Here is a 26,495-nt window from a genome sequence, read left to right on the forward strand (position 1 = left end):
ACGACAAAAAGGACAGGTTACGCCGGAAATGCAAACCAAAATCAGGTGAAGTGATGAAAGACGCCGCCACGGACCGGGCCAATGACGGCAAGTTCCGCGACCCGCATGTGACAGCCGACGGGCAGGCCCGCGCGCATGTGCCGCTGTCCAATCCGCAAACGCTCTGGTTCAACACCGGCACGCTCTGCAACATCACCTGCGTCAACTGCTATATCGAAAGCTCGCCCGAGAATGACCGGCTGGTCTACATCACCGAGGCCGAGATGCGCGACTACCTCGACCAGCTCGCGGCGCGCAGCTGGCCCGTGCGCGAGATCGGCTTCACCGGCGGCGAGCCTTTCATGAACCCCGAGATGTGCGCCATGGCCCGCACCGCGCTGGAGCGCGGTTTCGAGGTGCTCATCCTCACCAACGCCATGCGGCCGATGATGCGGCCCCGGGTGCAGGACGACCTCCGCACGCTGATCGCGGATTATGGCGACCGCCTCACCCTGCGCATTTCGGTCGATCACTGGTCGGCCAGCCATCATGACGAGGAACGCGGCCGCGGCGCCTTCGACAAGACGCTCACCGGCATGGCCTGGCTCCGCGACGCGGGCGCCCGAATGGCCGTCGCCGGCCGCACCCTCTGGCACGAGACCGAGGCAGAGGCCCGCGCCGGCTACCGCGCCCTCTATGCCCGCCACGGCTTCGCCATCGACGCCGACAACCCCGGCGAAACCGTGCTCTTCCCCGAAATGGACATGACGGTCGAGGTGCCCGAGATCACCACCGCCTGCTGGGGCATCCTCGGCAAGTCGCCCGACGAGGTGATGTGCGCCTCCTCGCGCATGGTCGTGAAACGCAAGGGCGCGCCCCGCCCCACGGTGCTGTCCTGCACCCTCCTGCCCTACGACCCGCAATTCGAGATGGGCGAAACCCTGGAAGAGGCCGAGCGCGACGTCTCCCTCAACCACCCGCACTGCGCCAAGTTCTGCGTCCTCGGCGGCGCCAGCTGCTCGGGCTGAGGCGCCCCCTCGTCCCCACGCCCGAGGCGGCACGCCTCCCTCCGCTTCTTCTGGCCAAAAATATCCCCGCCGGAGGCTCCCGAGGTCGCAACCAGACGCGCACGCCCGCCCGGAAGCGGCTCCAGTGCCACGGACCCCCGTGACGGAGCCCGCAAATGCCCTTCCATTTCGACGACGCCGAATACGCCGCCCGCCGCGCCCGCGCCACGCAAGCGGTCAACGACGCCGGCCTCGACGCGCTGATCCTCTTCGCGCCGGAAAGCCAGTACTGGATCTGCGGCTACGACACGTTCGGCTTCGCCATGTACCAGGCCATGGTGCTGACCGCGAAGGGCGAATTGCACCTGATGACCCGGATGCCCGACCGCATCCAGGCCCTGCGCACCTCGGTACTCTCGGAAGACGAAATCCATGTCTGGCCGCAATACGAGGGCTCGAACCCCGCCCGGCACCTGAAAGACCTGCTTACAGATCTCGGCGTCGCGGGCGGGCGCCTAGGCTTCGAATCCGATACCGCCGGCCTCACCGACCGCAACGGCCAGCTTACCCGCGCCGCGCTGCCAGGCGCCGAGGACCAGTCCGACCTGATCCGCGCCCTGCGCCGGGTCAAGTCACCGGCCGAGATCGCCATGCATCGCCGGGCCGGGCAACTGGCCGATGACGCGATGTACGCGGGCCTTGCCGAAACCCGCGCGGGCGCCTTCGAGGGCGATATCCTCGCCGCCATGCAGGGCGCCGTGTTCCGGGGCGGCGGCGACTATGCCGGCAACGAGTTCATCCTCGGCTCCGGTCCCCAGGCGCTGCTCTGCCGCTACCATTCCGGCCGACGGCATCTCGACGCGCAGGATCATATGACATGGGAATGGGCCGGCGCCTATGCCCGCTACCACGCCGCCATGATGCGCACCGTGATCATCGGCAAACCCAGCGACAAACAGCGCCACATGCACGAGGCCGCGACCGCCGCGCTGGAAGCCTGCGAAGCCGCCATCCGCCCCGGCCGACCGATGAGCGAGGTCTTCGACGCCCATGCCCGCACCCTCGACGCCTATGGCCTGGGCCACGCCAGGATGCAGGCCTGCGGCTACGGCATGGGCGCGGTCTACAACCCGATCTGGGTGGATTTCCCCATGTTCTACGAGGGCAACCCGCTTCTCATGCAGGCGGGCCAGGTCTTCTTCCTGCACATGATCCTGATGGATGCCGAGGCGGGGCTGGCCATGTGCCCCGGCCATTCCGTCCTGGTCACCGAAACCGGCGTCGAACGCCTCTCCGGCCAGCCGCTCGACCTGCTCGTCCGCTAATCCGCCCAAATCGTCACCGCCCCGCATTATCCTGTTGCCAGCGGCCCGGCCTTGCCCGACACTCCGCCGTCGGCCCCTGTCCTCCTGTCCGGATTCCTCCCCCGAAATGCCATACGACCAGATCTTCGTTCTCGTCCTCCTGGGGCTCGTCTTCGCGGGCTTCATCTTCGAGATCTACCCGCCCGAGGTGACGGCCCTCGCGGCCTCCGCCATCCTGCTGGCGACGGGCATCCTCAGCACCGATGACTTCCTCACCGTCTTCAGCTCCGGCGCGCCGATCACCATCGCCATGATGTTCATCATCTCCGCCGCGCTGGAACGCACCGGGGTGCTCTCGCTGTTGGGTGACATCCTCCAGAGACGGGCGCGTGGCTCCCTTTCGCGTGCGGTGATGATCATGATGGGCGCGGCCATCGCCGCCTCGGCCTTCATGAACAATACGCCCGTCGTGGTCCTTTTGACCCCGGTGATGATCTCGGTCGCCGCCAACGTGGGCGCCGCGCCGTCCAAGGTGCTGATCCCGCTCTCCTACGCGGCGATCTTCGGCGGCACGCTGACGCTGATCGGCACCTCCACCAACATCCTGATGAGCGACGTGGCGCTCGCCGCCGGCCAGCCCCGGATCACCATGTTCGAGATGACCCTGCCGGGGCTGATCCTCGCCGGTACGGGCATGATCTACATGCTCTTCGCCGGCCGCTACCTGCTGCCCGACCGCGCCTCGCTCGCCTCGGTCTTGGGCCAGGAGCGCAAGCGCAAGTTCCTGGCCCGCCTGCTGATTCCCGCGGGCTCTGCCCATGTCGGCAAGGCCCTGGCCGACCTGCCCTTCAACACCGGCCAGGCCCGCATCCTCGACGTGATCCGCGGCGACCGCTCGCAGCGCACGCAGCTCTCCAACCTCACCCTCCAGCCCGGCGACCGTGTGGTCATCAAGACCGACGCGGGCGAGCTTCTGGGCCTCAGGGAAGACGGCAGCGTCGCCTTCAACGAGATGCACGACACCGGGTTCGAACCGGTCACCGCCGAAAGCACCATGATGATGGAAGGCAGCATCGGGCCCAAGTCGATGCTGCGCGGCCGCACGCTGGGCGACCTGCGCCTGCGCCGCACCTATGGCGTCTACGTCATCGCCGTCCACCGCGACGACCGCAACATCACCGAGAGCACCGACAACCTGCGCCTGCGCTTCGCCGACACGCTGCTGCTGGAAGGCCCCGCCGACGGGCTGCAAAGGCTGGTGGCCGACGGCGGCATCGTCAACCTTTCCACCCCCTCCGACCGCCCGGTGCGCCGCGCCAAGGCGCCCATCGCCATCGGCGCGATCCTCGGCGTCATGGTGCTGGCCTCCTTCGGCATCATGCCCATCGCCGGGCTCGCGGTGATCGGGGCGACGGTGGTGATGCTCACCGGCTGCGTCGACCCCGAGGATGCCTTCGACGCCATCGACTGGCGCATCCTGTTCCTGATTTTCGGGATGCTCGGCCTCAGCCAGGGGCTCGACAATACCGGCGCGGCGGCGACCGTGGTGGAATTCGTGGTCGGGCTGACCGGCGGCTTCGGGCCGATCGCGGCGTTGGCGGCGGTCTATCTCTTCACCAGCCTGCTGACCGAGATGATCAGCAACAATGCCGTCGCGGTGCTTGTCGGGCCCATCGTGATCGGCATGGCGGTGCAACTGGGCTACGATCCGCGCCCCTTCATCATGGCGGTGATGTTCGCAGCCTCGGCCAGCTTCGCCACGCCAATCGGCTACCAGACCAACACCTTCGTCTACGGCGCCGGCGGCTACCGGTTCCGCGACTTCGTGGTGGTCGGCATGCCGCTCAACCTGCTCTTCGCGGTGGTGGCGGTGCTGGTGATCCCGTGGTTCTTCCCGTTCTGAGGCACGGCAGGCGCGGGATCCCCCCGCGCTTGCCCGGCCCCGTTCCGCACCCCATATTCGGACCATGCTGAAGTTCACCCCGATCCTGCTGGCGATTCTCTATGCCGTGGCGATGTACCGCTTCTCGGTCTGGCGCACCCGGCGCGAGCTTGACGCGCGCTCGTCCGAGCTGGCCGACCCGCGCCTGAAGAAGCTTACCGACCGGCTGGCCGCCGCGCTCGACCTGCCGCGCATCAAGGTCCATATCTACGAGATCGACCCGGTCAACGGGCTGGCTGCACCTGACGGGCGGATCTTCATAACCCGCGGATTCTACAGGAAATTCCAGAATGGCGAGCTTTCGGCCGAGGAGATGACAAGCGTCATCGCGCACGAGCTGGGCCACGTGGCGCTCGGCCATTCCCGCCGGCGGATGATCGACTTTTCCGGTCAGAACGCGCTCCGCACGGCGCTGGCCATGATCCTGTCGCGCTTCCTGCCCGGCATCGGCGCCATGATCGCCAGCGGCCTGACCACCCTGCTCGCCGCCCGCCTGTCGCGCAGCGACGAGTACGAGGCCGACGAATACGCCGCCGCCCTGCTGACCAAGGCCGGCATCGGCACCGCGCCGCAAAAGGCGCTCTTCACCAAGCTCGAGGAGCTCACCCAGTCCCGCTCCGGCGCCATGCCGGCCTGGCTGATGAGCCACCCGAAAACCGGCGAACGCATCGCCGCGATCGAGAAGCTCGAAGCGAAGTGGGCCCGGTAACCGACAGCCATCCCGCCCCACCGTAGCCCGTTGCCGGAATCTCGGCCCCCTATGACCGCCCTTCCGCCACAAACCGATCATAATTCGGCACGATCCCGCATGTATTGAAGGCCCGGGGGGCCCAAAGAGGACCAACATGCAGGTATCCGATACGCCGGCCGCGGGCGTCTCGACACGCGTCGCACCGGCCATATTCATCGCCACGATGTTTCTCAGCGCCTCGCTGCTGTTCTTCGTGCAGCCGCTCTTCGCACGCCTCGTGCTGCCCCATGTGGGCGGCTCGCCCGCCGTCTGGACGACGGCGATGCTGTTCTTCCAGACCGTGCTGATCGCCGGATACCTCTATGCCCACCTGCTGACCCGCGCGCTGCCCGTGCGCGGCCAGGTGCTGGTGCACCTGGGCCTCTGGGCGGCGGCGCTGCTCAGCCTGCCGCTGGGCGTGCCCGAAGGCTGGCAACTGAACCCCGAAGGCTCGACCGCGTGGCAGACGCTGCTCCTCTTCGCGGCAGGCGTCGGCCTGCCCTTCCTCGCCCTTTCGGCCAACGCGCCGCTGATCCAGTTCTGGTACAGCCGCAGCGGCGGGCCGTCGGCGCATGATCCCTATTTCCTCTACGGGGCGTCCAACCTCGGCTCGCTGATCGCCCTGCTCGCCTTCCCGCTGGCCGCCGAGCCGATCTTCGGCGCCGGCAGCATCGGGCTTGGCTGGGCGGCGGGCTTCGTGGCCCTGGGCGGCGCGTTGGCCCTGAGCGCTCATTTCAGTCATGGCCCTGCCGCAGCCGCCCCGACGCAGCGCGGGACCGCCGCGGACCGTCCGACCGCCTCGAACTACCTCCTCTGGGGCTTCCTCGCCTTCATCCCCTCCTCGCTCATGCTGTCGGTCACGCTCAAGATCAGCATCGACATGGGCTCCTTCCCGCTGGTCTGGGTCGTGCCCCTCGCGCTCTACCTGCTGAGCTTCGTGCTGGCCTTCTCCAACCGCCGCCTCGTCTCCGACCGGTCGCTGAAGATCATCTCCGCGCTGGCGCTCGCCGTGCTGAGCCTCTTCGTCTTCGGCCTCCACGGCAACTACCTCGACTGGGCGTCGGTCGGCATCCTGCTCCTCTGCTTCTTCTGCATCGCGCTCTTCGCCCACCGCCGGCTCTATGCCGCGCGGCCCGCGGGCCACAACCTGACCGGCTTCTACCTGACCATGTCGGTGGGCGGCGCGCTGGGCGGCCTCTTCAACTCGATCCTCGCTCCCGCCATCTTCCCCGGCCTGCAGGAGGCCGTGATCACGGCTCTGCTCGCCGTGCTGCTCTTCCTGCCCTTCGGCCGCAACCTGCGCGAGACGGTCACCAGCCTCAGCCGCGGCGCACTGATCGGCTTCGTGGTCTCCGTCCCGGCCCTGCTCACCGGCCTGACACCGTCGGGCGACGGGCACTGGACGGCGGTGCTGCTCATCCTGCTGATCGGCGGCGTGCTCTGCCTCGCGTGGCTCCGCCGCTCCCCGCTGGGGGCCTTCGCGGCGGGCATCGTGCTGCTTCTGGTCGGCACGCTCTTCGTCCCCGACCACGCCCTCTGGCGCGACCGCAGCTTCTTCGGCACCCACGTGATCACCGAAGGGGACGGCCTGCGCATCTACGGCAACGGCACAACTGTGCACGGTGCCCAGCGCATCGCCGACGACACCGCCGCCCGGCCCGAGCCGCTCTACTACTACCACCGCAACGGCCCGCTGGGCCAGGTGATGAGCTCTGCCCGGGGCCGCACCGCCGGCACCGTCGGCGTGGTGGGCCTCGGCGTGGGCTCGCTCGCCTGCTACAGCCAGCCGGGCCAGAACTGGCATTTCTACGAGATCGACCCCCTCGTCGACCGGATCGCCCGTTCGCCCGAGCATTTCCGCTTCCTCTCGGCCTGCACGCCCGAGGCGCCCACCCACATGGGCGACGGCCGCATGATGCTCGACCGCCAGCGCGATTTGCGCTTCGACATCCTCGTGATCGACGCCTACAGTTCCGACGCCGTGCCGGTGCACCTGACCACTAACGAGGCGATGCAGCTCTACCTCGACCGGCTCTCGCCCGGCGGGCTCCTGCTCTACCATATCTCGAACCGCTACTACGACATCGACCTGCCGCTCGCCCGCTCGGCCGCCGATCTGGGCCTCGCGGCCCGGGTGCAGCACTACAAGGGCAACGCCAGGAAAGACCCCGGCGACAGCCCGTCGAGCGTGGTCATGCTGGCCCGCGACCCGGCCGCCTTTGGCGAGATGTCCGCCGATCCCCGCTGGAGAGTGCTGGAAAGCGACGGCGGGCGGGTCTGGACGGACGATTACGCCAACCTGATCTCGATCATGAAACGGTAAGCGCCTTGCCCAGCCGCGGCAGCTTCGCCTTCTTCAGAAGCTGCCGCATCTCCCAGGTGTCGCCCGAAAGCCGGTTCGCATCGGCCAGCACGCTTTCCGCCGCCTCTTCCACCAATTCCGGCCCGGCCTTCCACAGCCCCAGCAGGAACCCGTCCGGATCGGCCCGTGCCACGCCTTCCTCTGCCAGAACATTGCGCGGGAAATCCTTGACGTTCAGCGTCAGGATCAGGTCCGCCGACCCCGCCACCGCCGCCGCCAGCACGTGAACATCCGCGGGGTCAGGCAGCCACAGCCGGCTCTCCAGCGACGGCGGCCAGCTCACTTCGGCCTCGGGCCAGTCCACCGACAAAAGCGCCGCCTCCGCCCCGGCCTGTGCCACGCCGTCTGGCCCAAGCTTCGCGGCCGCCCGCTGCCATTCCTCGATGATCCGCGCCGACCAGAGCGGCGTGTACGCCCCCCGCTCGGCGACCCGAAGAAGCATCTGCCGCATCACCGTGGGATAGATCACGCAAGTATCGAGAAGCGCCCTCACAGCCGGAAGAACAGCGCCTTCAGATACGCCGTCTCCGCCAGGTTGGGATGCTGCGGATGGTCCGGCCCCGCAAAGCCGGTGTAAATCAGCGGCCCCGCACGCCCGGCCCGCCCGATCCCCCGCAAACAGGCCGACCGAAACTTCGCCAGGTCCGCCGCATGCGAACAGGAACACAAAGCCAGTATCCCGCCCTCTTCCACCAGCGGCGCCGCAAGCCGGGCCACCCGCTCATAGGCCCGCAACCCCGCCTCCAACGCCTGTTTCGACGGCGCAAAGGCCGGCGGGTCGCAGATCACCATGTCGAACCGCGCGCCCTCCTCGGCCAGCGCGGCCAGCGCCTCGAACGCATCCGCCTTCCGGGTCTCGAACCGGTCGCCAGCGCCCATCCTCCCGGCCCCGTCGCGCGCCAGCTCCAGCGCCGGCTCCGAGCCGTCCACCGCCAGCGCGCTCTCCGCCCCCGCCGCCAGCGCCGCCAACGAAAACCCGCCCACATGGGCAAACACGTCCAGCACCCGCGCGCCCTTCGCCATCTGTGCCGCGAACGCATGGTTCGGCCGCTGGTCATAGAACAGCCCCGTCTTCTGCCCGCCCGTCAGGTCGGCCATGTAGATCGCCCCGTTCATCGGCACCTCGACCGGCCCTTCCGGCGCCGCGCCTTCCAGAACCGCGCTCACGTCGTCGAGCCCTTCCAGCCCCCGCGCCCGGCCCCCGGCATTCTTGAGAACCGTCGTCACCCCGGTGACCTCGCGCAGCGCCGCCACCAGTTCCGGCAACAGCCCCTCCGCCCAGGCCGCGTTCGGCTGGATCACGGCCACATCCCCGAACCGGTCGATCACCACGCCCGGTAGCCCGTCACCCTCGGCATGGATCAGCCGGTAGAACGGCGCATCGTAGAGCTTAGCCCGCAAGGCCAGCGCCGCCGTCAGCCGCCGGCGCAGCCAGTCCGCGCCGATCTCCGCCCCGGTATCGAGGTCCAGCACCCGCGCCATGATCCGAGAATTGGGGTTCACCGCCACCAGCGCCAGCGGCTCGCGCCCGGCATCCTCCAGCACGGCAATGCTGCCCGGCGCAATCGCCTTCGTGCGGCGGTCGGTCACGAGTTCGTTGTCGAACACCCATGGCGCCCCATGCCGGATGGCGCGGGCATTGGCCTTGGGTTTCAGGCGGATCACGGGCAAAGGGGACGGCGTCATGCCGTCCCCTTAAGCCCTTTCCGGCGCCTGGGAAAGATCAGAAGTCAGTCGAACGCGCTCATCAGCCCCAGCCGCTCGGTCTCGTAATGGGCCGGATCGGTCAGCTGCTGCCGGATCACCCCGGCCAGGTGATCGGTAATCCGCACCTTCTGGGTCTTCCCGGCCCTCTCGGCCGCCTTCGCGGCCTTGCCGCCGAATCCCTTGAAATCGGCCTTCACGAACCTCGGCGCGTTCAGGGCCGCGCCAGTCTCCGGGTCGCGATACTGCATCGTGAACTGCAGCGCATGCACGCCGCCCACGGTGTTCCGCGTCTTCTCGGTCAGCGCATGGAACCGCGTCACCTCGATGTCCAGCACGACCGGCCGTCCCTCGCCCTCGACCGCGCGCACGCCCTTCAGCATGGCGGCCTCGACGATGGCCTGAACCTGCGCATGGCGATCGCCCGGCGGGTCTTCGCGCCACACGATATCGCCGCCCGGGTAGAACCGGTTCGCCTCCGACACGTCCAGCGTCCGCGGCACGCTGACCATGACGGCGGTCACCTTCACCGCTTCCGCCACAGGGGCAACCCGTGGCGTCGCGAAGTCCGCCGGCGCGTTGCGCGTCGCCGTCTCCATCGGCGCCCCGCCACAGGCCGACAACGCCAAGCTCGCCGTCACGGCCGCGATAATCCCTGATCTTTTCATCCTGTCCTCCAGTCGGCCGCGTCCGGGATGTCTCGCCGGTCTCCCCGGTCTTCTCCGCACGCAGGCCTTGCTCGTTTTGCCTGGAATTCAGGATGTCGTTGAAATCGGGCGCATTTGGGACCAAAGCGGACCTTTACCAAGACCCTGCGCACGTCAAGCGGGTGCCCCGCTCAGTCCCGTTCCCGAGACCGCCACCCCCCGCGCCGCCGTGGCTTTGCCGCGGTCTCCAGCCCCTGCCGCAGCACCGTGGTCATTGGGTGGTCGGGAAACTCCGCCTCCCGCCGCGCAAGATGCGTCTCGATCGCCTCTCGCGTCTCCTGCCCCTCGGGCAGCGACAGCGCCCAGTCCAGGAAGACCGACCGGCACTCGCCTTCCGTGATCCCCTCGATACGATAGGATTCCCGGATCAGCCCCTTCGGGTCCAGCGGGTCACGCTCCCTGCTCATGCCTCGTCCTTTCCCTCGTCCGCCAGCGCGGCATCGATGATCTCCGCCGCCCGGCCCGTCGCCTCCACCAGCCGCGCCTGCACCTCGTCCAGCGTCTCGGCCCCGGTTTCCCGCAGCAGGAAGGCCACCGCCCCCTCGCCAAGGTTCTCCGGATCGAGCGGCTTGTCCGTCAGCAATCGCGCCGCCTGCAACACGCACCAGCAAAGCCCATAAGCCTCGGCAAGCGCTGCCCGGTCCGCGTCATCCAGCCAGCCGATTGCGACACAGGCCTGCAAGCCCGCCGCCACGCTCCGCCCCGGCTCGGCCGCCATCAGCGCCCCGGCCTGCGCCACCAGCTCGATCTCCTGCATCCGGCCCGGGCCCAGCTTGGTGTCCCACGCCCCCGCCGGGCTCTTGGCCTCGGCGATCCGCCGCCGCATGTCGGCCACGCCGGGCAACACCCGCTCCCTTGCGCCCTTTTCCGTCAGCAACTCGCAGCGAAACGCCTCGAAATCCCCGGCCAGCGCCTCCGGCCCCGCAATCACCCGTGCCCGCGTCAGTGCCAGGTGCTCCCACACCCACGCCTCGCCCTTCTGATACTCCTGGAAGGACGGCCATCCCGTCGCCACCGGCCCCTGGTTCCCCGAGGGGCGCAACCGCATGTCCACCTCGTAAAGCCGCCCCTCCGCCATCGGCGCGGTCAGCGCGGTAATCAGCGCCTGCGTCAGCCTTGCATAATAGGTTCGCGACGCCAGGGGCCGCCGCCCGTCGGAACTTTCCTCACCCGCCGCATCGTAAAGCACGATCAAATCAAGGTCCGACGTCGCGTTCAGCTTCGCCGCCCCCAGCGAGCCCATGCCCAGCACCACCGCGCCCCGCCCCGGCGGCGACCCGTGCTTGCCCGCAAACTGGTCCACCACCACCGGCCAGAGCGCCCCGATCACCGCCTCGGCCAGCTCGGCATATTGCGTCCCGGCCTCGTCGGCATCGATCAACCCCCGCAAATGATGCACCCCGATCCGGAAATGCCATTCCTTGCTCCACCGCCGTGCCGCATCCAGCCGCCGCTCGTAATCCTCGTCCGCCTCGAACCGCCCGACAAGCTCCGCCTCCAGCGCCTCGCGCCCCGGCCACTTGGCAAAGAAATCCCCCGCGATCACCGCGTCGAACACGCCTGCATTGCGCGACAGGTGCGCCGCCAGCGAGGGCGACGTGCCCGCGATATCCACCAGCAGGTCCACCAGTTGCGGGTTCGCCTCGAAAAGCGAGAAAACCTGCACCCCTGCCGGCAGCCCCTTCAGGAACCCGTCAAAGGCAAGCAGCGCCTCGTTCGGCTCCACTGATTTCGCCAGCTTCGCCAGCAATTCCGGCTTCAACCGGTTGAAGATCTCCACCGCCCGGCTCGACCGCAGCGCCGGATAGCTCGGCCACCCGGCGATGATCTCCTGGTCCAGTTCCGCCCCGATCTCCTCGGCAGTTCCCGCATCCTCCGGGGCAAAGAAGCTCTCGATCGTCTCGTGCACCTCGGTCAGCCGCCGTTCGAGCCCTTCCTCCATCTCCGCCCTATCGCAATCCATGAAGGCCGCCAGCCGCTCAAACTCCTCCCCGCTCGTCGGCAGGTCATGGGTCTGCTGGTCCCGCAACATCTGCAACCGGTGCTCCACCTCGCGATGCGCCTGGTAATGCCGTGTCAGCATCTCCGCCGCGTCCTTGGGCACCCAGCCCTTCTCCGCCAGCCGTTCCAACCCCTCGACCGTGCCGCGCACCCGCAGGTCCGGGTCCCGCCCCCCGGAAATCAGCTGCCGCGTCTGGGTGAAGAACTCGATCTCGCGTATTCCGCCCCGCCCCAGCTTCATGTTATGCCCCGGCAGGCTCAGCCGCCCGCCCAGCCCCTTATGCTCGCGTATCCGCAGCCGCATGTTATGCGCGTCCTCGATTGCCGCGAAATCCAGGTGCTTGCGCCAGACGAAAGGCTTCAGCGTCGCCAGGAAACTCTCCCCCGCGCCGATATCCCCCGCACAGGGCCGCGCCTTGATATAGGCCGCCCGCTCCCATGTCCGGCCAAGGCTCTCGTAATAGGTCTCCGCCGCCGCCATCGCCATGCAGACCGGCGTGACCGACGGATCGGGCCGCAGCCGCAAATCGGTGCGGAAAACGTACCCCTCCGCCGTCTTGTCATTCAGCGTCGCCGCCATCTTCCGCGTTGCCCGCACGAAGGCCGCCCGCGCATCGTGATAGTCGTCCTTGTCGAACCGGGTCTCGTCGAACAGGCAGATCAGGTCGATATCCGAGCTGTAGTTCAGCTCTCCCGCCCCCATCTTGCCCATCGCCAGAACGGTCATGCCGCCGGCAACCTCCAGCTCGTCCTCGCCCACCCCCGGCAGCTTGCCGCGCCTGATCTCCACGCCAATGGCGGCCCGCAGCGCCACCTGCACCGCCGCATCGGCAAACCCGGTCAAATGCCCCGTCACCTCCTCCAGCGCCCAGACCCCGGCCAGGTCCGCCAACCCCGTCAAAAGCGCCACACGCCGCTTGGCCTGCCGCAGCCCGTCAGCCACCGTGTCCGGCGCGGCCTCCCTGACCTCCGACAACACCGCCTTCAGCGCCTCTTCAGGCGCCTCCAGCGCGCCGGGCAGCCATCCCGTTTCCTTCTCGCACAGGGTCCGCAAATACGGGCTGCACCCCGCCGCCCCCTCGATCAGCTCTCCCAGTTCGGGCGCCACGTCCGGAAACCGGGCGCGCGTCTCCGCCCCCTGGTCCGGTTCGAAAGGGCGCGGGCAACGGGTCATGCGGTCGGTAAAACTCATGGCGCCAGTGATACAGCGCCGCCGGGTCTGGTCAATGCCGCGCGGCTGATCTATCTCCGCCCCGTCCCCAGACGGAGCGCGCGCCCCATGTCCAAATCCCTCAAACGCGTCACCCTTGCCCTGCAGGAAGGCGGCGTCGACACCCTGCCCGTCGAGGTGGGCCAGGCCACGACCGCCCAGATGGCCGCCGATCTCGTCGGCTGCACCACCGACCAGATCGCCAAGTCGATCATCTTCCGCGGCGAGGAGAGCGGCGCGGCGATCCTCTTCATCACCGCCGGTGGCAACCGGGTCGACGACGCCAAGGCCAGCGCGCTGGCGGGCGAACCCCTCGGCAAGGCCGACGCCGGCCTCATCCGCACCCAGACCGGCTTTGCCATCGGCGGTGTCTCGCCCGTGGGCCACCTCACCCGCCCCCGCGCCTTCTTCGACCCGCGCCTCAACGCCTTCGACCAGGTCTGGGCCGCCGCCGGCACCCCGCGCCACGTCTTCCCCATCGCCCCCGCCGACCTCCTCCGCCTTTCCGGCGCCCAGGAAGCCGATTTCACCGCCTGAGCTCCACCGCAATTCAGGCCGAACCCCCATGCTTCTTCTGGCCAAAAATATCCCGGGGGCTTGGGGGCTGGCCCCCAATTTGCGCCATAAAAAACAAGCGCAACGCCCAATAATGTAAAAAACATTCACATCACCCCTTGCAACACGCACCCGCAATCCCGATCTAGGGGATGTGAAAGACATTCACATTGAAAAGCAACGCTGACCCGAAAGGACACGCCGAATGACCACCGTCGCTTCATCCACCCATGCCACCGGACCGATCGGCTGGCTTCACCGGGCCGAGGCCTGGCTGGATGACAAGGGCAAGGGCGCATGGATCGCCGCCATGGTGCTCGCCTTCATCCTCTTCTGGCCGGTTGGCCTCGCACTCCTCGCCTACATGATCTGGAGCAAGAAAATGACCTGTTCAGTCTCGCAGCGCCGCCACAAGGGCCATGGCCGCATGAACATCAACCGCTCGACCGGCAACGCCGCCTTCGACGCCTACAAGGCCGACACGCTGGAACGGCTCGAGCGCGAGCAGGACAATTTCGAAGCCTTCCTGCAGCGTCTCCGCGATGCCCGCGACAAGGCCGAGTTCGACCAGTTCATGGAAGAACGCGCCCGCGCCGCCCAGTCGGACCGCGACGACGAGACCCCGAAAGAGGCGTAACGCGCCTCTCCTCCCCCTGCCCGGCCCGGAACTTCCCGGGCCGGTTCCCCGTTGATAGAAGGCAACCAGATGACCGACTACACATGGCATACCCCCGACCCGGTGACACAGCCGGAATTCTACGCCGACGTGCCGGTGAAACGGCTGATCGCGTGGGTGGTCGATACGATCCTCGTGGTGGTCCTCTGCCTGCTCATACTGCCCTTCACGGCCTTCACCGGCATTTTCTTCTTCCCCTTTCTGATGCTGGTGGTGGGCTTCGTCTACCGCGTGCTCACCATCGCGGGCGGCTCGGCCACGTGGGGCATGCGCCTCGTCGCCATCGAGTTCCGCACCGCCTCGGGCCAGCGCTTCGACCTGCCCATGGCCTTCCTGCACACGCTGGGCTTCTCGCTCTCCTGTGCCTTTTTCCTGGTCCAGATCGCGTCGATGATCTTCATGCTGACCACCCCGCGCGCGCAGGGCATCACCGACCACCTGCTCGGGACGGTGGCGATCAACCGGCGTGCCGCAACGTAAGGCGCGGCAAGGTTTCGCACTTGGCGCCTGCCGGGTTCGTTGTTATCGTTTCTGTAACAGACCGGATGAATAACGAGCCTTCATGCGCCATACGCTACCCATCGCGCCGCAGTTCTACGTGACGGCCCCGCAGCCCTGCCCCTATCTCGAAGGCCGGATGGAGCGGAAGCTGTTCACCGCCCTCCAGGGCGAATCGGCCCAGCGTCTCAATGACAGCCTGTCCAAGCAGGGCTTCCGCCGCTCGCAGAACGTGCTCTACCGGCCCTCCTGCGCCGATTGCGCGGCGTGCCTCTCGGCCCGCATCAACGTGGCCGAGTTCACGCCGTCGAAAAGCCAGAAGCGCACGCTCAACCGCAACCGCCATCTCGAACGCCGCGCGACCTCGGCCTGGGCCACCGAAGAACAGTACGAGCTCTTCCGCCGCTACCTCGAAACCCGCCACGCCCAGGGCGGCATGGCCGACATGGACGCCTTCGAATTCGCCGCCATGATCGAGGAAACCCCGATCCGCACCCGCGTCGTCGAATATGCCGACAGCGAGACGGGCGAACTGGTGGCCGTCTGCCTGACCGACGTGCTCGATGACGGGGTCAGCATGGTCTACTCCTTCTACGAGCCCGACCTGCCGCGCCAGTCGCTCGGCACCTACATCATCCTCGACCATATCGACATCGCCCGCGAGGCGGGGCTGCCCAATGTCTATCTCGGCTACTGGGTGCCCGGCAGCGCCAAGATGGGCTACAAGGCCGCCTTCTCCGGGCTCGAGGTCTATTCCTCCGGCGAATGGCAGAAGATGCGCGACCCGGCGGATTACCATTCCAAGCGCCACCCCCTCTCGAACGATCCCATCGCCGAGCAGGTGGCCAACATCTCCCTTCCCGACAGCCGCCCCCTCCGCGGGCCGCAGCGGGGCTGACGGCCCCTAGCCGTCGCCCCCGCAAAAAGAAATCACCGCCTGCATCAGCTTCTCCCAGCCCTCCTCCTGCGGCAGCGGCACGTGGTTGCGCGTGTCCAGCATCATCAGCCGCGCATCGGGCAGCCTGGCGGCCATCTTCTGGCTCTGGCTGAACGGGTGGATCGCGTCGTCCCGCGCATGGGCCAGCAACACCGGCGCCCGGACATGGACCAGGTCCTCCTCGACCACCAGCCGGTCCACCGCCTGCCTGAGCAGCGCGGCACTCTCGGCCGAGACCGACTGCTGCTGGATGCGCACGATGCTTTGCACCTGCTCCGGCGTGGCATCCGGCATGAACAGCGCCGTGAACGCGTTCAGAAACGCCGACCCCTCGCGCCCCCAGCCCGCGCGAATGAGCCCGAGGATCGTCTCCTCGTCCACCTCCCCCGGCGCCGCCTCGCGGTAAACCCGGCCCACCGAATAGCCGCCGTAAAGCGCCATCCGGCTGATCCGCTCGGGATGCTTCGCCGCGAACCTGAGCGCCACCGGCACCGCCTGCGACGCCGCAAAGATCGCCACCCGCTCCAGCCCGTTGGCCTCGACCACCGCCGCGAGGTCGTCGGCAAAGGCATCGAGCGACAGGTTGTCCGTCGCGCGGCTCGACAACCCCGTTCCCCGCTGGTCATACCGGTAAAGCGTGAAATGCTCCCCCAGCCGCGCCATCAGCGGCTGCCAGACCGGGCAGTCCCAGTCGAGCTCCAGGTGCGACAGCCAGTGTCCCACCCTGACCAGCGGCGGCCCTGTCCCGTGATGCGCATGGGCGATCACCTCGCCATCCGCCGAGGTCGCATACCGGATCGTCGGCGCCGCCACGGGCCGGGACGGCGCAGCCGCCGCGCCTTCGACCGCCACCGGCGCCACCATCTGGAACCCCCGCTTCGGCACCGTCCGGATCACCCGCTGCGCCGTTCCGTCATCCCCCACCGCCTTGCGCGCCGCGTTGATCCGCGCGCTGATCGTGGCATCCGACACGTTCAGCCCCTTCCAGACCGTCGCCACCAGCTCATCCTTGCTCACCACCGCCCCGCCCGACCCGGCCATCATGGCCAGCAGCGCAAACACCTGCGGCTCCACGTGAACCGGCACGCCATCACGGCAAAGCTCGTGGCGCCCGGTATCCAGTGTGCACTCCGCGAAACGATGGATCATGCGCTTAGGATAACGGCCCTTCACGCCGCCCGCGCAACAAAAATCCACCGGCTTCGGCATATCGCAAGGAAAGCACAAGCCTTTCGCAAGACCCTCTTCAAGCGGGACCTACCGATCCGTGCTCACATGGTCCCAGGCAACGGAAGGACCGAGACCATGACCACCGAGATCAAGACCCGCCGCGACGGCTCCATCGACACCGCGCATTACATGCAGATCGGCCGGCGGATGCGCAGCGAACAGGCCATGACCCTGCTCACCGGCGGCACCCGGAACGAGGAACGCCCCCGCCGCAAGGCAAGGGCGCTCTTCAGCTTTCTCTGAAACACCCGACACGGGGGCCGAACGCCATACGCGCTGCGGCCCCGCGCCCCGGCCGCCGGAAAACACCTGTTTCCGCGGCGGCCGGGGCGCCCTTTGTCAGCCGATGAGCTGCGGCACGATCGTCACGATCCACGGGAAGAACCACAATATCGCGATCCCCACCACCTGGATCAGCACGAAGGGCGCCACACCGCGATAAATATGGCCCGTCGTCACCTCCTTCGGCGCCACGCCCCTCAGGTAGAACAGCGCGAAGCCAAATGGTGGCGTCAGGAACGAGGTCTGCAGGTTCACCGCGATCATGATCGTCACCCATTTCGGGTCGAACGTGCCGCCATAGATCACCGGCCCCACGATCGGGATGACGATGTAGATGATCTCGAGGAAATCCAGCACGAAGCCAAGGATGAACAGCACCAGCATCACGATCAGGAACACCGTGAACTCGTTGTCGAAGCTCTTCAGGAACTGCTGGATGTAATGCTCGCCCCCGAAGGAGATCACCACGAGGTTCAGAAGCTGCGAGCCGATCAGGATGGTGAACACCATCGACGTGACCTTCGCCGTCTCCCGCACCACCGGGCTCAGAACCCCGCCCGCGTACAGAACCCAGCACGCGAAGAACAGTCCGAACGCGGCATAGATATAGGCGGCATAGGCCAGGAAGAACGCCACCCAGGTGTCGAAGCTCACGTTGTCATTGTTGATCCGCAGGTCGAAATTGATCCCGATCAGGATCGCCACGACGATGGCCAGCGTGGCGAAGATGATGATCCTGCCCGAGCGTTCCTCGTCGCGCAGCTTGCGATAGGCCGCCAGCATGATCGCCCCCGCGGCCCCCAGCGCCGCCGCCGGCGTCGGGTTGGTGATCCCGCCAAGGATCGAGCCCAGCACCGCCACGATCAGCACGAGCGGCGGGAACACCACCCGGATCAGCTCGTTCTTCGACAGCCGCGCCGCGGCATGGACACAGCCATACATCGCCAGCGCGAAGGGGATCAGCAGCACCATCACCGACCCGCCCGCGCTCCATTGCGGCCCGATCAGCAGGATATCGACCAGCAGGCCCAGCACCACGCCAAGCCCGCCCACCAGCAGCGGCGCCGGGCTGGCCGAGGGCATGATCCCCCGCGCCACCGCCAGCACCAGCGCGAACAGCAGCATGATCGTCGCCACACCGGTGCCGATCGGCGCCGCGTTGGCGATCTTGGCCGCGCGTCTCTCGGCGATTTCCTCTTCCGTCAGCTTGTGCGCCTCGGTCATCCCGCCGGATTCGTCGATCGCCGCCTGCTCGGCCACGGCCCTGTCCCAGGCCGCCTGTCCGTGCAGGTCGATCATCGCCTCCTGGCAATCGGGGCTGACATTGGTCCGCAGGCTCGCCGCCTCTCCGCGCTCGGAATAGCGGTCGACATTCAGGCTCTGCGACCCGATCACCCCGAACTCCGACAGCACCAGCATCCCGGCCACCAGCGCCACCGGCACGCCGATGAACCACGTAAAGCTCTCGCCCCGCGTGATCGGCTCGGCATTGGTCTGGCCCAGGTCATCGACCGCCGGCGCCTTCGACGGGTTGAACAGCGCGTAGCCGAAGGCATAAAGCGCATAGAGCAGCGCCAGCAGGATCCCCGGCAGAAGCGCCGCCTGGAACAGCGTGCCCACCGACACCACCGCCGGCTCGCCCAGGTAGGTCAGCGCGTCGGAACAGCCGGCCTCGATCGCCCGGTTCTCCTGCGCCACCGAATACAGGTCGCCCGCCAGCGTGCCCAGCAGCACGATCACGATAGACGGCGGAATGATCTGCCCCAGCGTGCCCGACGCGGCGATCACGCCGGTGGCAATCTCGGGGCTGTAATTGTGCCTGAGCATGGTGGGCAGGCTCAACAGGCCCATGGTCACCACCGTCGCCCCGACGATCCCGGTCGAAGCGGCAAGGAACGCCCCCACGACCACCACCGACACGGCCAGGCCGCCCGGCAGCGGGCCGAAGACCCGCGCCATCGTGGTCAGCAGGTCGTTGGCGATCTTCGACCGCTCCAGCGTGATGCCCATAAGCACGAACATCAGCACCGCCAGCAGCGTCTCGATCGACTGGCCCGCCAGCACGCGTTCGTTGATCCGGTTCACGATGAACGAGATGTTCCTGTCCAGCGCCATCTCCCAGCCGCGGTCGAAGACCGGCATGCCGATCCTTGGCAGATCCGGGTATCGGAAGACCGATATGCTCTCGGATTTCACCCCGCTCTGTATCAGGTCCCTGTAGGCCTGCGACGAGGTGTCGATGGCCTGGTGAATAAGCAGTCCCGCACTGTCGAGCGCGGCGATGATCGCGAAAGAGATCACCCCCGCCCCGCCGATGGCGAAGGCCACCGGGAAACCCGACAGAATGCCCCCGAAGAGGCACAGGAACACGATGATCAGGCCGATCTCGACGCCATCAAGTCCGAATAACATTGTCCCCTGCCCCCTTAATGCGCGCCTTCATAGGCTTCTTCGCCATCGCCAAGCGTATCCTTGTCGAGGTACTTGTTCTCGCTCTCCGGCCCTTCCTTCCACTCCAGGTACGACCGGTAGAAGAACGCGATCGCGTGGATGAAGATCATGCCGGCGAAGGCCACCATCAGGATCTTGAACAGGAAATACCCGTTGAACCCGTTCGGGCTGAAGCCGATCGTCTCGACGTTCCAGCGCACCGCGCGGGCCTTCATCAGCAGCCGCTCCAGCGTGTCCGAGGCCGAGGGCTTGGGCGTGATCAGGTGTCGCCACAGGAAGTACCAGCCATACATCCAGATCAGGATCGCCATCGGCAGCATGAACAGCAGGCTGCCGACCATGTCGATCACCCGCTTGGTGCGGTGGCTGACAGTGGCATAGATCAGGTCGACCCGCACGTGCCCGCCCTGTACGAAGGTGTATGTACAGCACAGCGCCACCACCATCGCGTTATAGAGCTTCAGTTCCTCCGACCACCAGCTGATGTCCATCTCCAGCGGGATCCCGAACCCGATCGAGATGTCCGGCCGGGCAAAGATGCGCTGCACGAAGACGATGATCACCTGCTGCAGCACCATGATCAGCCCGGCCCAGGCAAAGAACCGGCCGACCGTGTTGGCAAACCCCTCCATCACCCGGACACAGCCCCACATCACGCCGTTCTTCCACATGCCGACGGCGGTCAGGATCAGGATCGCGGTGAAGACGACAAAGAAGAACTCGATCGACCCGCCGTAATAGACGAACCGCATGATCGCTTCCTTGTCCGACCAGTCAAGCCAGAGCCCCGGATGGCTGATCGCGTAGAAAAAGTTGTAAAAGGCCAGGCCGATATTCTGGAAGAACCAGGCGACTGCATCCAGCATCGCTCCCCCCGGGACTGTTGTACGGGCCGCTGGCCCAAATGGCGGCGGGCCCCGCCGGGGGACCCGCCCTTCTCGTCAGGCCATGGCCCGATCAGATACCGACGACGCGGTTGCGCTGGCGCGTGAACTCGTCTTCCGAACGGCTGATCCATTCGGCCGAGCTGCGCAGCGACGCCATGTAGCTCTCGTAGAAGCGGGCGTACATCTCGTCGCCCATCGGCTCCTGCGTGACTTCCTCGGCGGCGGTGCCGAACGCATCCCAGACCGAGTCCGGGAACTCGCGGATCTGAACGCCGCCCGACTGCAGGCGCTGCAGCGCGGCCGAGTTGTTGGCCATGAACAGCGACATCGTCCAGATGTTCGACGCCCGCGCGGCCTGGCTCACGATCTCTTTCTGCGCGGCGGTCAGGTCCTCGTAGATGTCGAGGTTCATGTTCAGGTTCAGGTTCGGGCCCGGCTCGTGGAAACCGGCGGTATAGTACATCTTGGTGATTTCCTGGAAACCGGCCTTCTCGTCGGCCCACGGCCCGATCCACTCGGTCCCGTCGATCGCGCCCGAGGCCAGCGCCTGATACACTTCCGCGCCCGGCAGGTTCTGCACGCTCGCGCCCAGCTTGCCCAGAACCTGGCCGCCCTGGCCCGGCATCCGGAACCGCAGGCCCTGGAAGTCCTCGGGGCTGTTGATTTCCTTGCTGAACCAGCCACCCGACTGCGGGCCGGTGTTGCCGGCGGGGAAGGATTTCATGCCGAAGATGCCGTACAGCTCGTCGGCCATCTCGGCGCCGCCGTCATGGTAGTACCAGTTGTTGAATTCCATGAAGTTCATGCCGAACGGCACCTGGCTGAAGAACGACAGCGCCGGGTGCTGGCCCATGAAGTAGTAGTCGACACCGTGATACAGGTCGGCCTGGCCCGACGACACCGCGTCGAACACCTCGAACGCGCCGACAAGCTCGCCGGCGGCCTTGAGATCGATGGTCAGCTGGCCGTCGCTCATCGCGGTGATGGCGTCTGCGCAGTATTGCGCGCTGTCATGCACCCCGGCCAGGCCCCGGCCCCAGGTGGTGACCATGGTCAGCGTGCGGTTGCCCTGGGCGTAGGCCGGTGCGGCCAGCGCCGACGCGGCGGCCGCACCGCCGCCGAGTGCGGAATTTCTCAGAAATGAACGACGATCCATGTGGTGTTTCCTCCCGATACAATTTGAGCGCCGCAGGCTCTTGGTGTCCCGCGCGCGGATCGTTGCAAGTGCGACGACCCTAGCGTGCACACGGTAACATGGGAATACCGACTTCTGCGTAGAAACCCGCCCCCGCCGCGAATTTAGCGCTTAATTATCAGGCTTTGAGCCACCGCGACGTTATGAGTCTGTGCAACCGCAACGATTCGCTATATCGATTCGTCATGCAGGCTTTACACAGCAGACTCCGGCTCAATTACGGGCAGAAACTGTTCCTCGTCGCCACCCTGCCGCTCGTCTTCGCGGCGGTCCTGATCTCGGTCATCGTCACGCTCGAATCCCGGCAACTGGCCGAGCGCGAAATCCGCAACCTCGAGGACCAGCTGATCGCCGCCAAGCGCGACGAGCTCAAGAACTACATGTCCATCGCCCGCACCGCCTTCGTCAACATCTACGGCCGCGCGGCGCCCGATGACGAGGCGGCGAAACTGGCCGTCACCCAGATCCTCTCGGCCATGCTCTACGGGCAGGACGGCTACTTCTTCGTCTTCGATTACGACGGCACCAACCTCGTCAGCCCGCGCCGGACGGAACTGATCACCCGCAACTGGTCCGGGCTCGAGGACGAGAACGGCACGCCCGTCACCGACAAGCTGATCCGCCTCGCCCGCACCGGCGGCGGCTACCACAGCTACGAATGGCCCAAGCCCTCCACCGGCGAGACGGCGACGATGATCACCTACGTGGTCGGCCTGCAGGACTGGCGCTGGGCCGTTGGCACCGGCGTCTTCGTCGATGACGTGGTCGCCACCGTGAACGCCGCGCGCGCCGGGGTCGAAAACCGCGTCCAGCGCACCTTTCTCTGGATCGGCGGCATCACCCTCGCCGCCCTGCTGCTGGTCTTCGTCACCGGCCTCTTCATCAACATCCGCGAACGCCGCCTCGCCGACGCCAAGCTCAAGAAGCTCACCCAGCGGGTCTTCGACGCCCAGGAGGAAGAGCGCGGCCGCGTCGCCCGCGAGCTGCATGACGGCATCAGCCAGATCCTCGTCGGCGTCCGCTACGCGCTCGACACCACCCGCCGGCGGATGGCGGCGGGCGACACCCGCGCCGCCGACAATCTCGACAAGGGCATCGCCTATCTCTCCGGTGCGATCCAGGAAGTGCGCCGCATCAGCCGCGACCTGCGCCCCGGCGTGCTCGACGATCTCGGCCTCGGGCCGGCGCTGAAGGCGCTGATCGAGGATTTCGGCCAGCGCACCGGCGTCGAGATCGAGTTCGACACGGTCGTCTTCCGCAACCGGCTCGACGGCGATTCCAAGATCGCCCTCTACCGCGTCGCCCAGGAGGCGCTGACCAATGTCGAGCGCCATTCCGGCGCCACCCGCGTCTCGATCGACCTGCGCGGCCACGCCCGCGGCGCCACCCTGCGGATCACCGACAACGGCCGCGGGCTCGACCAGTCGGGCCGCCGCGACAGCACCGGCAATGGCGGGCTAGGCCTGCGCAACATGCAGGAACGCATCGAACAGCTTGACGGCACGCTCAGAATATTGTCCAGCAAGTCCGGCACCGTGATCGAGGCCTCCGTGCCCCTCACCCACCTCCTGCCGCCGCAGGAACGCACCGACACCAACACCAAGGCCAGTGCATGACCGACACGCCCACCCGCATCGTCATCGTCGACGATCACCCGATGGTCGCCGAAGGCATCCAGTCGATCCTCGAAAGCTACGACGATGTCCAGGTGATCGCCACGCTCTCGACCGGCCAGCAGATCATCGACAACGTCGAAACCCTCCGGCCCGACGTGATCCTGCTCGACCTCAACATGCCCGGCATCGGCGGGCTCTCGACCACCGAGATCATCCTCGAACGCCGCCCCGAGACGCGCATCCTGATCCTGTCGATGCATGACAGCCCCGAATACATCTCCTCCGCCCTCAGCCACGGCGCCGTGGGCTACGTGCTGAAGGACGTCCCCACCGAGGAGATCAAGCGCGCCATCGACGCGGTCATGGCGGGGCGCCGCTACCTCTGCACCGGCGCGCAAGGCTCCCTCGCCCCGCGCGAGGGCGGCCTGCGCGAACAGCTCACCAACCGCGAACAGACCATCCTGCTTCAGGTGGCCCAGGGCCGGTCGAACCGAGAGGTGGCGCTCGACCTCGACATCTCGATCCGCACCGTCGAAACCCACCGCAAGAACATCAAGAGCAAGCTCGGCATCAGCTCGACCGCCGGCCTGACCCGCTACGCCATGGAACACGGCATGCTGCAGGGCACCAGCGTCTCGCTTTAGGGGGCGTTGCGGGGGGCCAGCCCCCAACGTCGAAATTCCCTTGGAATTTCAACGTCTCCCCCGGGATATTTCCGGCCAGAAGAAGCCCCGGTGCCGCGAAACACCGGGGCCGTCTTTCCCAGGCTCAGCCGACCAGCCCGCCATCCTCGCGCCAGACCACCACCACCGACGAGCGCGGCAGCTTGCCCTCGCCGTCGGGGAAGGGCGCGTCGGGGTGCTGGATGCCCACGAACATCGCCGTCCGGTCCGCCGACCACGTGAGCCCGGTCACTTCCGAGCCCTTGGGCCCGGTCAGGAAGCGCGCGATCTCGCCCGTCACCGGGTCGCCCGCCAGCATCTGGTTGTTGCCCATGCCCGCGAACTCGCCCTCGTTGCTGTCATCGCCATCGGTCTGGATCCAGACCAGCCCGGCGCTGTCGAAGGCCATCCCGTCGGGCGAGTTGAACATGTTGCCGTTCGTCACGTTCTCCGAGCCGCCATAGACGTTCTTGTACACGTCCGGGTTGCCCGCCATCACGTAGAGATCCCAGTCGAACGTATCGGCGGCATGATCGTCCTCATGCGGCCGCCAGCGCACGATCTGGCCGTAATTGTTGGTCTCGCGCGGGTTGGGCCCGTTCACCGGCGTCTCGTCACCGCCCGCATTGGGCTTCACGCCGCGGTTCTTGTTGTTGGTCAGGCAGCAATAGGCCTCGACGGCATGCGGGTTGGCGGCGATCCACTCCGGCCGGTCCATCGTCGTGGCGCCCACCTTCGAGGCCGCCATCCGGGCGAAGACCAGCACCTCGGCAAGGCTTTCCATGCCGGTGCTCTCCGGCGTCAGCGCCAGCCACTGGCCAGTGCCGTCATCGTTGAACTTCGCGGCATAGAGCGTGCCCTCGTCCAGCAGCCCCCCGGTCGACCCGCCCGGCGCATAAGCCGCGTTTGAGACGAAGCGATACATGAACTCGCCCCGCTCGTCGTCGCCCATGTAGACCACCACGCGCCCGTCGGGCGCCAGCACCACCTCGGCATTCTCGTGCTTGAAACGGCCCAGCCCGGTATGCTTGACCGGCGTGCTCTCCGGGTCCGCCGGGTCGATCTCGACCACCCAGCCCGCGCGATGCGGCTCGTTGGGGTTTTTCGCCGTATCGAACCGGTCATCCCACTTGTGGTAATCGTAGCCCCAGCCATCGGCCCCGATCCCGTAGCGCTCGTACCCGGCCTGCACCGCCTCCGGCACGTCACCCTCGGACGTGGCACCGAAATACCCGTTGAAGTTCTCCTCGCAGGTCAGGTAGGTGCCCCACGGCGTCTTGCCCGAGCCGCAATTGTTGTACGTGCCAAGGCTCTCGGTCCCGCTCGGGTCGGCCTCGGTCTTGAGCAAGTCATGCCCGGCAGCAGGCCCCGCAAGGGTCATCGGCGTCAGATGCGTGATCCGCCGGTTATACGGGCTGTCGACCACGACGCCCCAGCCACCCTCGCCCTTCTCGATCTCCATCACCGTCACGCCCTGCAGCTTCTGCAGCTTGCGCACGTCGTCGAGGCTGGCGGGCACGCCTTCCCCGGTCTGCGGCAGGTTGATCTCCTGGTTGGTGTATTCGAGGTTCACCGCGATCAGCTCGTGCCCGTCATGCACGAAGCTTTCCATCCCGTCGGTGTTCTCTCCGAACACCCGGTCGGCGCTCTCGGCATCGCCGCCGGTCTCGTGGTCGAACGCCGGCGCGTCGGAAAACAGCGGATCGCCCCAGCGCACCAGAACGTCCCAGCTGTAGCCCTCGGGCACATGCACCGTGGCATCGGTCTGCGCCCCGATCGGCGTGAAGGCAAAGCGCGAGACTTCCATCGCCTCGGCGGCCGAGCCCAGCAGCTGCGCCGTACCCATCGCCGCGGCGCCCGAGCCGAAGGCCATCACCCCGCCAAGGAAGCCCCGCCGCGAAAGCGCACGCTCGACCACCTCGTCGAAATCGCACCCCTCGGGGCGCGGGTCGTTCAGCTCGTCCCACTCGTCGGCGGATATCCGGTTTCCCTGCGCGTCTTTCATGGCTGGCATCTCCCTTGCTTCAAAGACTGTCTGTCCCTCCTGCATTGGGTGATTCCTGTAAAATCCATGTGTCCCTTTTCATCAAACCCGCCCCGGAGCCGAAAAATCCCCGCCTTGCGCGGAATGACGCCGCCTCAGGTACAGCGCACCCCCGCCTCCACCAGCTCGAACGCCACGATCTCGAACTCGTAGAGCGCGCTGTTATCCGCCCGCATCGCCCGCGCGATCAGCCGGCCCTCGGCGTCGTGATAGACCGCGTGCGCCGTGTGCAGCGCCCGGTAGCAATGGTCGCCGTTGGGATAATAATACTTGATCATGCCGCTCTCCTTCGCTTCGGGCCATCTCTCCCCCTTTCCTACCCCCGCCCCCTGACAACCATTGTCGGCATACCCCGCTCCCGCGCAACATCCGGAAAGAAAACCCGCCGCCCTGCGACATTTTTTTCACCAACACCCCCATGACAGCGGTTGACGGGTCCCGTCCCCCGCCATAATGTCCCGCGCACGCAGACAGGAGCTTCCGATGATCGGTTCGATCGTAATTCTGGTAGGTAAA

At 67.0% G+C, this 26,495-nt stretch carries 23 protein-coding genes; 12 read left to right on the plus strand and 11 right to left on the minus strand.

Annotated features, from left to right (window positions below; all coding sequences use genetic code 11):
• Nucleotides 1-53 precede the first annotated feature (53 nt).
• From QUV18_RS20305 to QUV18_RS20325, 5 genes are all read left to right on the plus strand, one after another.
• Nucleotides 54-1,007 (plus strand): radical SAM protein, encoded by a 954-nt coding sequence (locus QUV18_RS20305; protein WP_300895924.1) that lies wholly within the window; start codon nucleotides 54-56, stop codon nucleotides 1,005-1,007.
• A 155-nt stretch (nucleotides 1,008-1,162) separates the two neighbouring features.
• Nucleotides 1,163-2,311 (plus strand): Xaa-Pro peptidase family protein, encoded by a 1,149-nt coding sequence (locus tag QUV18_RS20310; RefSeq protein ID WP_300895925.1) that lies wholly within the window; start codon nucleotides 1,163-1,165, stop codon nucleotides 2,309-2,311.
• A gap of 106 nt (nucleotides 2,312-2,417) precedes the next feature.
• Nucleotides 2,418-4,193, plus strand: a complete 1,776-nt coding sequence (locus QUV18_RS20315) for an SLC13 family permease (RefSeq protein WP_300895926.1) — start codon at nucleotides 2,418-2,420, stop codon at nucleotides 4,191-4,193.
• Nucleotides 4,194-4,257: 64 nt separating this feature from the next.
• Nucleotides 4,258-4,941, plus strand: a complete 684-nt coding sequence (locus tag QUV18_RS20320) for a M48 family metallopeptidase (RefSeq protein WP_300895927.1) — start codon at nucleotides 4,258-4,260, stop codon at nucleotides 4,939-4,941.
• A gap of 136 nt (nucleotides 4,942-5,077) precedes the next feature.
• On the plus strand, nucleotides 5,078-7,285 hold the full coding sequence (locus tag QUV18_RS20325) for a fused MFS/spermidine synthase (protein ID WP_300895928.1): 2,208 nt from the start codon (nucleotides 5,078-5,080) through the stop codon (nucleotides 7,283-7,285).
• Here QUV18_RS20325 and QUV18_RS20330 read toward each other — a convergent pair.
• From QUV18_RS20330 to QUV18_RS20350, 5 genes are all read right to left on the minus strand, one after another.
• Complete coding sequence (locus tag QUV18_RS20330) at nucleotides 7,272-7,817, minus strand: RSP_2648 family PIN domain-containing protein (protein WP_300895930.1); 546 nt, start codon at nucleotides 7,815-7,817, stop codon at nucleotides 7,272-7,274. The two genes, QUV18_RS20325 and QUV18_RS20330, sit on opposite strands and share 14 nt — an antisense overlap.
• Nucleotides 7,814-9,010: an RSP_2647 family RNA methyltransferase gene (locus QUV18_RS20335; protein ID WP_300895932.1), complete on the minus strand. Its 1,197-nt coding sequence runs from the start codon at nucleotides 9,008-9,010 to the stop codon at nucleotides 7,814-7,816. Before QUV18_RS20335 ends, QUV18_RS20330 begins: the two co-directional genes overlap by 4 nt.
• Nucleotides 9,011-9,054: 44 nt before the next feature.
• Entirely contained in the window at nucleotides 9,055-9,669 is a 615-nt protein-coding gene (locus QUV18_RS20340) for a DUF6778 family protein (protein WP_300895933.1), read from the minus strand.
• Between the two features lie 197 nt (nucleotides 9,670-9,866).
• The gene (locus QUV18_RS20345) at nucleotides 9,867-10,142 is read right to left on the minus strand and encodes a hypothetical protein (protein WP_300895935.1); all 276 of its coding nucleotides are present in this window, start codon (nucleotides 10,140-10,142) and stop codon (nucleotides 9,867-9,869) included.
• The gene (locus QUV18_RS20350) at nucleotides 10,139-12,928 is read right to left on the minus strand and encodes a glutamine-synthetase adenylyltransferase (protein ID WP_300895937.1); all 2,790 of its coding nucleotides are present in this window, start codon (nucleotides 12,926-12,928) and stop codon (nucleotides 10,139-10,141) included. Before QUV18_RS20350 ends, QUV18_RS20345 begins: the two co-directional genes overlap by 4 nt.
• An 87-nt stretch (nucleotides 12,929-13,015) precedes the next feature.
• Here QUV18_RS20350 and QUV18_RS20355 point away from each other — a divergent pair, with 87 nt between their 5' ends.
• From QUV18_RS20355 to QUV18_RS20370, 4 genes are all read left to right on the plus strand, one after another.
• Complete coding sequence (locus QUV18_RS20355; protein WP_300895938.1) at nucleotides 13,016-13,483, plus strand: YbaK/EbsC family protein; 468 nt, start codon at nucleotides 13,016-13,018, stop codon at nucleotides 13,481-13,483.
• A 223-nt stretch (nucleotides 13,484-13,706) separates the two neighbouring features.
• Nucleotides 13,707-14,138: a DUF2852 domain-containing protein gene (locus QUV18_RS20360; protein ID WP_300895939.1), complete on the plus strand. Its 432-nt coding sequence runs from the start codon at nucleotides 13,707-13,709 to the stop codon at nucleotides 14,136-14,138.
• A 69-nt stretch (nucleotides 14,139-14,207) separates the two neighbouring features.
• Nucleotides 14,208-14,657 carry an RDD family protein gene (locus tag QUV18_RS20365; protein ID WP_300895940.1) on the plus strand — a complete coding sequence of 150 codons (450 nt, stop codon included), beginning with the start codon at nucleotides 14,208-14,210 and terminating at the stop codon, nucleotides 14,655-14,657.
• 82 nt (nucleotides 14,658-14,739) lie between these two features.
• Entirely contained in the window at nucleotides 14,740-15,573 is an 834-nt protein-coding gene (locus QUV18_RS20370) for an arginyltransferase (protein WP_300895941.1), read from the plus strand.
• A 6-nt stretch (nucleotides 15,574-15,579) separates the two neighbouring features.
• Here QUV18_RS20370 and QUV18_RS20375 read toward each other — a convergent pair whose 3' ends face one another.
• Nucleotides 15,580-16,698: an alpha/beta fold hydrolase gene (locus QUV18_RS20375; protein ID WP_300895942.1), complete on the minus strand. Its 1,119-nt coding sequence runs from the start codon at nucleotides 16,696-16,698 to the stop codon at nucleotides 15,580-15,582.
• 219 nt (nucleotides 16,699-16,917) lie between these two features.
• On the opposite strand from QUV18_RS20375, the gene QUV18_RS20380 reads away from it, so the two are divergent.
• On the plus strand, nucleotides 16,918-17,085 hold the full coding sequence (locus tag QUV18_RS20380; RefSeq protein ID WP_300895943.1) for a hypothetical protein: 168 nt from the start codon (nucleotides 16,918-16,920) through the stop codon (nucleotides 17,083-17,085).
• A 96-nt stretch (nucleotides 17,086-17,181) separates the two neighbouring features.
• Here the strand turns inward: QUV18_RS20380 and QUV18_RS20385 are convergent, their stop codons facing one another.
• The 3 genes from QUV18_RS20385 to QUV18_RS20395 form a co-directional block, all read right to left on the minus strand.
• Nucleotides 17,182-19,536, minus strand: a complete 2,355-nt coding sequence (locus QUV18_RS20385; protein WP_300895944.1) for a TRAP transporter large permease subunit — start codon at nucleotides 19,534-19,536, stop codon at nucleotides 17,182-17,184.
• 14 nt (nucleotides 19,537-19,550) lie between these two features.
• Nucleotides 19,551-20,441 carry a TRAP transporter small permease subunit gene (locus tag QUV18_RS20390; protein ID WP_300895946.1) on the minus strand — a complete coding sequence of 297 codons (891 nt, stop codon included), beginning with the start codon at nucleotides 20,439-20,441 and terminating at the stop codon, nucleotides 19,551-19,553.
• A 91-nt stretch (nucleotides 20,442-20,532) separates the two neighbouring features.
• On the minus strand, nucleotides 20,533-21,618 hold the full coding sequence (locus QUV18_RS20395) for a TRAP transporter substrate-binding protein (RefSeq protein WP_300895947.1): 1,086 nt from the start codon (nucleotides 21,616-21,618) through the stop codon (nucleotides 20,533-20,535).
• A 224-nt stretch (nucleotides 21,619-21,842) separates the two neighbouring features.
• Here QUV18_RS20395 and QUV18_RS20400 point away from each other — a divergent pair, with 224 nt between their 5' ends.
• Nucleotides 21,843-23,273: a cache domain-containing protein gene (locus tag QUV18_RS20400; RefSeq protein ID WP_300895949.1), complete on the plus strand. Its 1,431-nt coding sequence runs from the start codon at nucleotides 21,843-21,845 to the stop codon at nucleotides 23,271-23,273.
• Complete coding sequence (locus QUV18_RS20405) at nucleotides 23,270-23,917, plus strand: response regulator transcription factor (protein WP_300895950.1); 648 nt, start codon at nucleotides 23,270-23,272, stop codon at nucleotides 23,915-23,917. Before QUV18_RS20400 ends, QUV18_RS20405 begins: the two co-directional genes overlap by 4 nt.
• A 124-nt stretch (nucleotides 23,918-24,041) precedes the next feature.
• Here the strand turns inward: QUV18_RS20405 and QUV18_RS20410 are convergent, their stop codons facing one another.
• Complete coding sequence (locus QUV18_RS20410; protein WP_300895951.1) at nucleotides 24,042-25,940, minus strand: PhoX family phosphatase; 1,899 nt, start codon at nucleotides 25,938-25,940, stop codon at nucleotides 24,042-24,044.
• A 134-nt stretch (nucleotides 25,941-26,074) separates the two neighbouring features.
• A complete protein-coding gene (locus QUV18_RS20415; RefSeq protein ID WP_300895952.1) occupies nucleotides 26,075-26,257 on the minus strand; it encodes a hypothetical protein in 183 nt (60 codons plus the stop codon).
• Nucleotides 26,258-26,495 lie beyond the last annotated feature (238 nt).

Origin of the sequence: Roseovarius sp. (genome assembly GCF_030373445.1) — a bacterium.
Taxonomy (GTDB): Bacteria; Pseudomonadota; Alphaproteobacteria; order Rhodobacterales; family Rhodobacteraceae; genus Roseovarius.

Bases quoted from the DNA above. Each gene is read 5' to 3' on its own strand.
- QUV18_RS20305 (WP_300895924.1), top strand. From the start codon at position 54: ATGAAAGACGCCGCCACGGACCGGGCCAATGACGGCAAGTTCCGCGAC.
- QUV18_RS20310 (WP_300895925.1), top strand. From the start codon at position 1,163: ATGCCCTTCCATTTCGACGACGCCGAATACGCCGCCCGCCGCGCCCGC.
- QUV18_RS20315 (WP_300895926.1), top strand. From the start codon at position 2,418: ATGCCATACGACCAGATCTTCGTTCTCGTCCTCCTGGGGCTCGTCTTC.
- QUV18_RS20320 (WP_300895927.1), top strand. From the start codon at position 4,258: ATGCTGAAGTTCACCCCGATCCTGCTGGCGATTCTCTATGCCGTGGCG.
- QUV18_RS20325 (WP_300895928.1), top strand. From the start codon at position 5,078: ATGCAGGTATCCGATACGCCGGCCGCGGGCGTCTCGACACGCGTCGCA.
- QUV18_RS20335 (WP_300895932.1), bottom strand. From the start codon at position 9,010: ATGACGCCGTCCCCTTTGCCCGTGATCCGCCTGAAACCCAAGGCCAAT.
- QUV18_RS20345 (WP_300895935.1), bottom strand. From the start codon at position 10,142: ATGAGCAGGGAGCGTGACCCGCTGGACCCGAAGGGGCTGATCCGGGAA.
- QUV18_RS20350 (WP_300895937.1), bottom strand. From the start codon at position 12,928: ATGAGTTTTACCGACCGCATGACCCGTTGCCCGCGCCCTTTCGAACCG.
- QUV18_RS20355 (WP_300895938.1), top strand. From the start codon at position 13,016: ATGTCCAAATCCCTCAAACGCGTCACCCTTGCCCTGCAGGAAGGCGGC.
- QUV18_RS20360 (WP_300895939.1), top strand. From the start codon at position 13,707: ATGACCACCGTCGCTTCATCCACCCATGCCACCGGACCGATCGGCTGG.
- QUV18_RS20365 (WP_300895940.1), top strand. From the start codon at position 14,208: ATGACCGACTACACATGGCATACCCCCGACCCGGTGACACAGCCGGAA.
- QUV18_RS20370 (WP_300895941.1), top strand. From the start codon at position 14,740: ATGCGCCATACGCTACCCATCGCGCCGCAGTTCTACGTGACGGCCCCG.
- QUV18_RS20380 (WP_300895943.1), top strand. From the start codon at position 16,918: ATGACCACCGAGATCAAGACCCGCCGCGACGGCTCCATCGACACCGCG.
- QUV18_RS20385 (WP_300895944.1), bottom strand. From the start codon at position 19,536: ATGTTATTCGGACTTGATGGCGTCGAGATCGGCCTGATCATCGTGTTC.
- QUV18_RS20390 (WP_300895946.1), bottom strand. From the start codon at position 20,441: ATGCTGGATGCAGTCGCCTGGTTCTTCCAGAATATCGGCCTGGCCTTT.
- QUV18_RS20395 (WP_300895947.1), bottom strand. From the start codon at position 21,618: ATGGATCGTCGTTCATTTCTGAGAAATTCCGCACTCGGCGGCGGTGCG.
- QUV18_RS20400 (WP_300895949.1), top strand. From the start codon at position 21,843: ATGCAGGCTTTACACAGCAGACTCCGGCTCAATTACGGGCAGAAACTG.
- QUV18_RS20405 (WP_300895950.1), top strand. From the start codon at position 23,270: ATGACCGACACGCCCACCCGCATCGTCATCGTCGACGATCACCCGATG.
- QUV18_RS20410 (WP_300895951.1), bottom strand. From the start codon at position 25,940: ATGAAAGACGCGCAGGGAAACCGGATATCCGCCGACGAGTGGGACGAG.
- QUV18_RS20415 (WP_300895952.1), bottom strand. From the start codon at position 26,257: ATGATCAAGTATTATTATCCCAACGGCGACCATTGCTACCGGGCGCTG.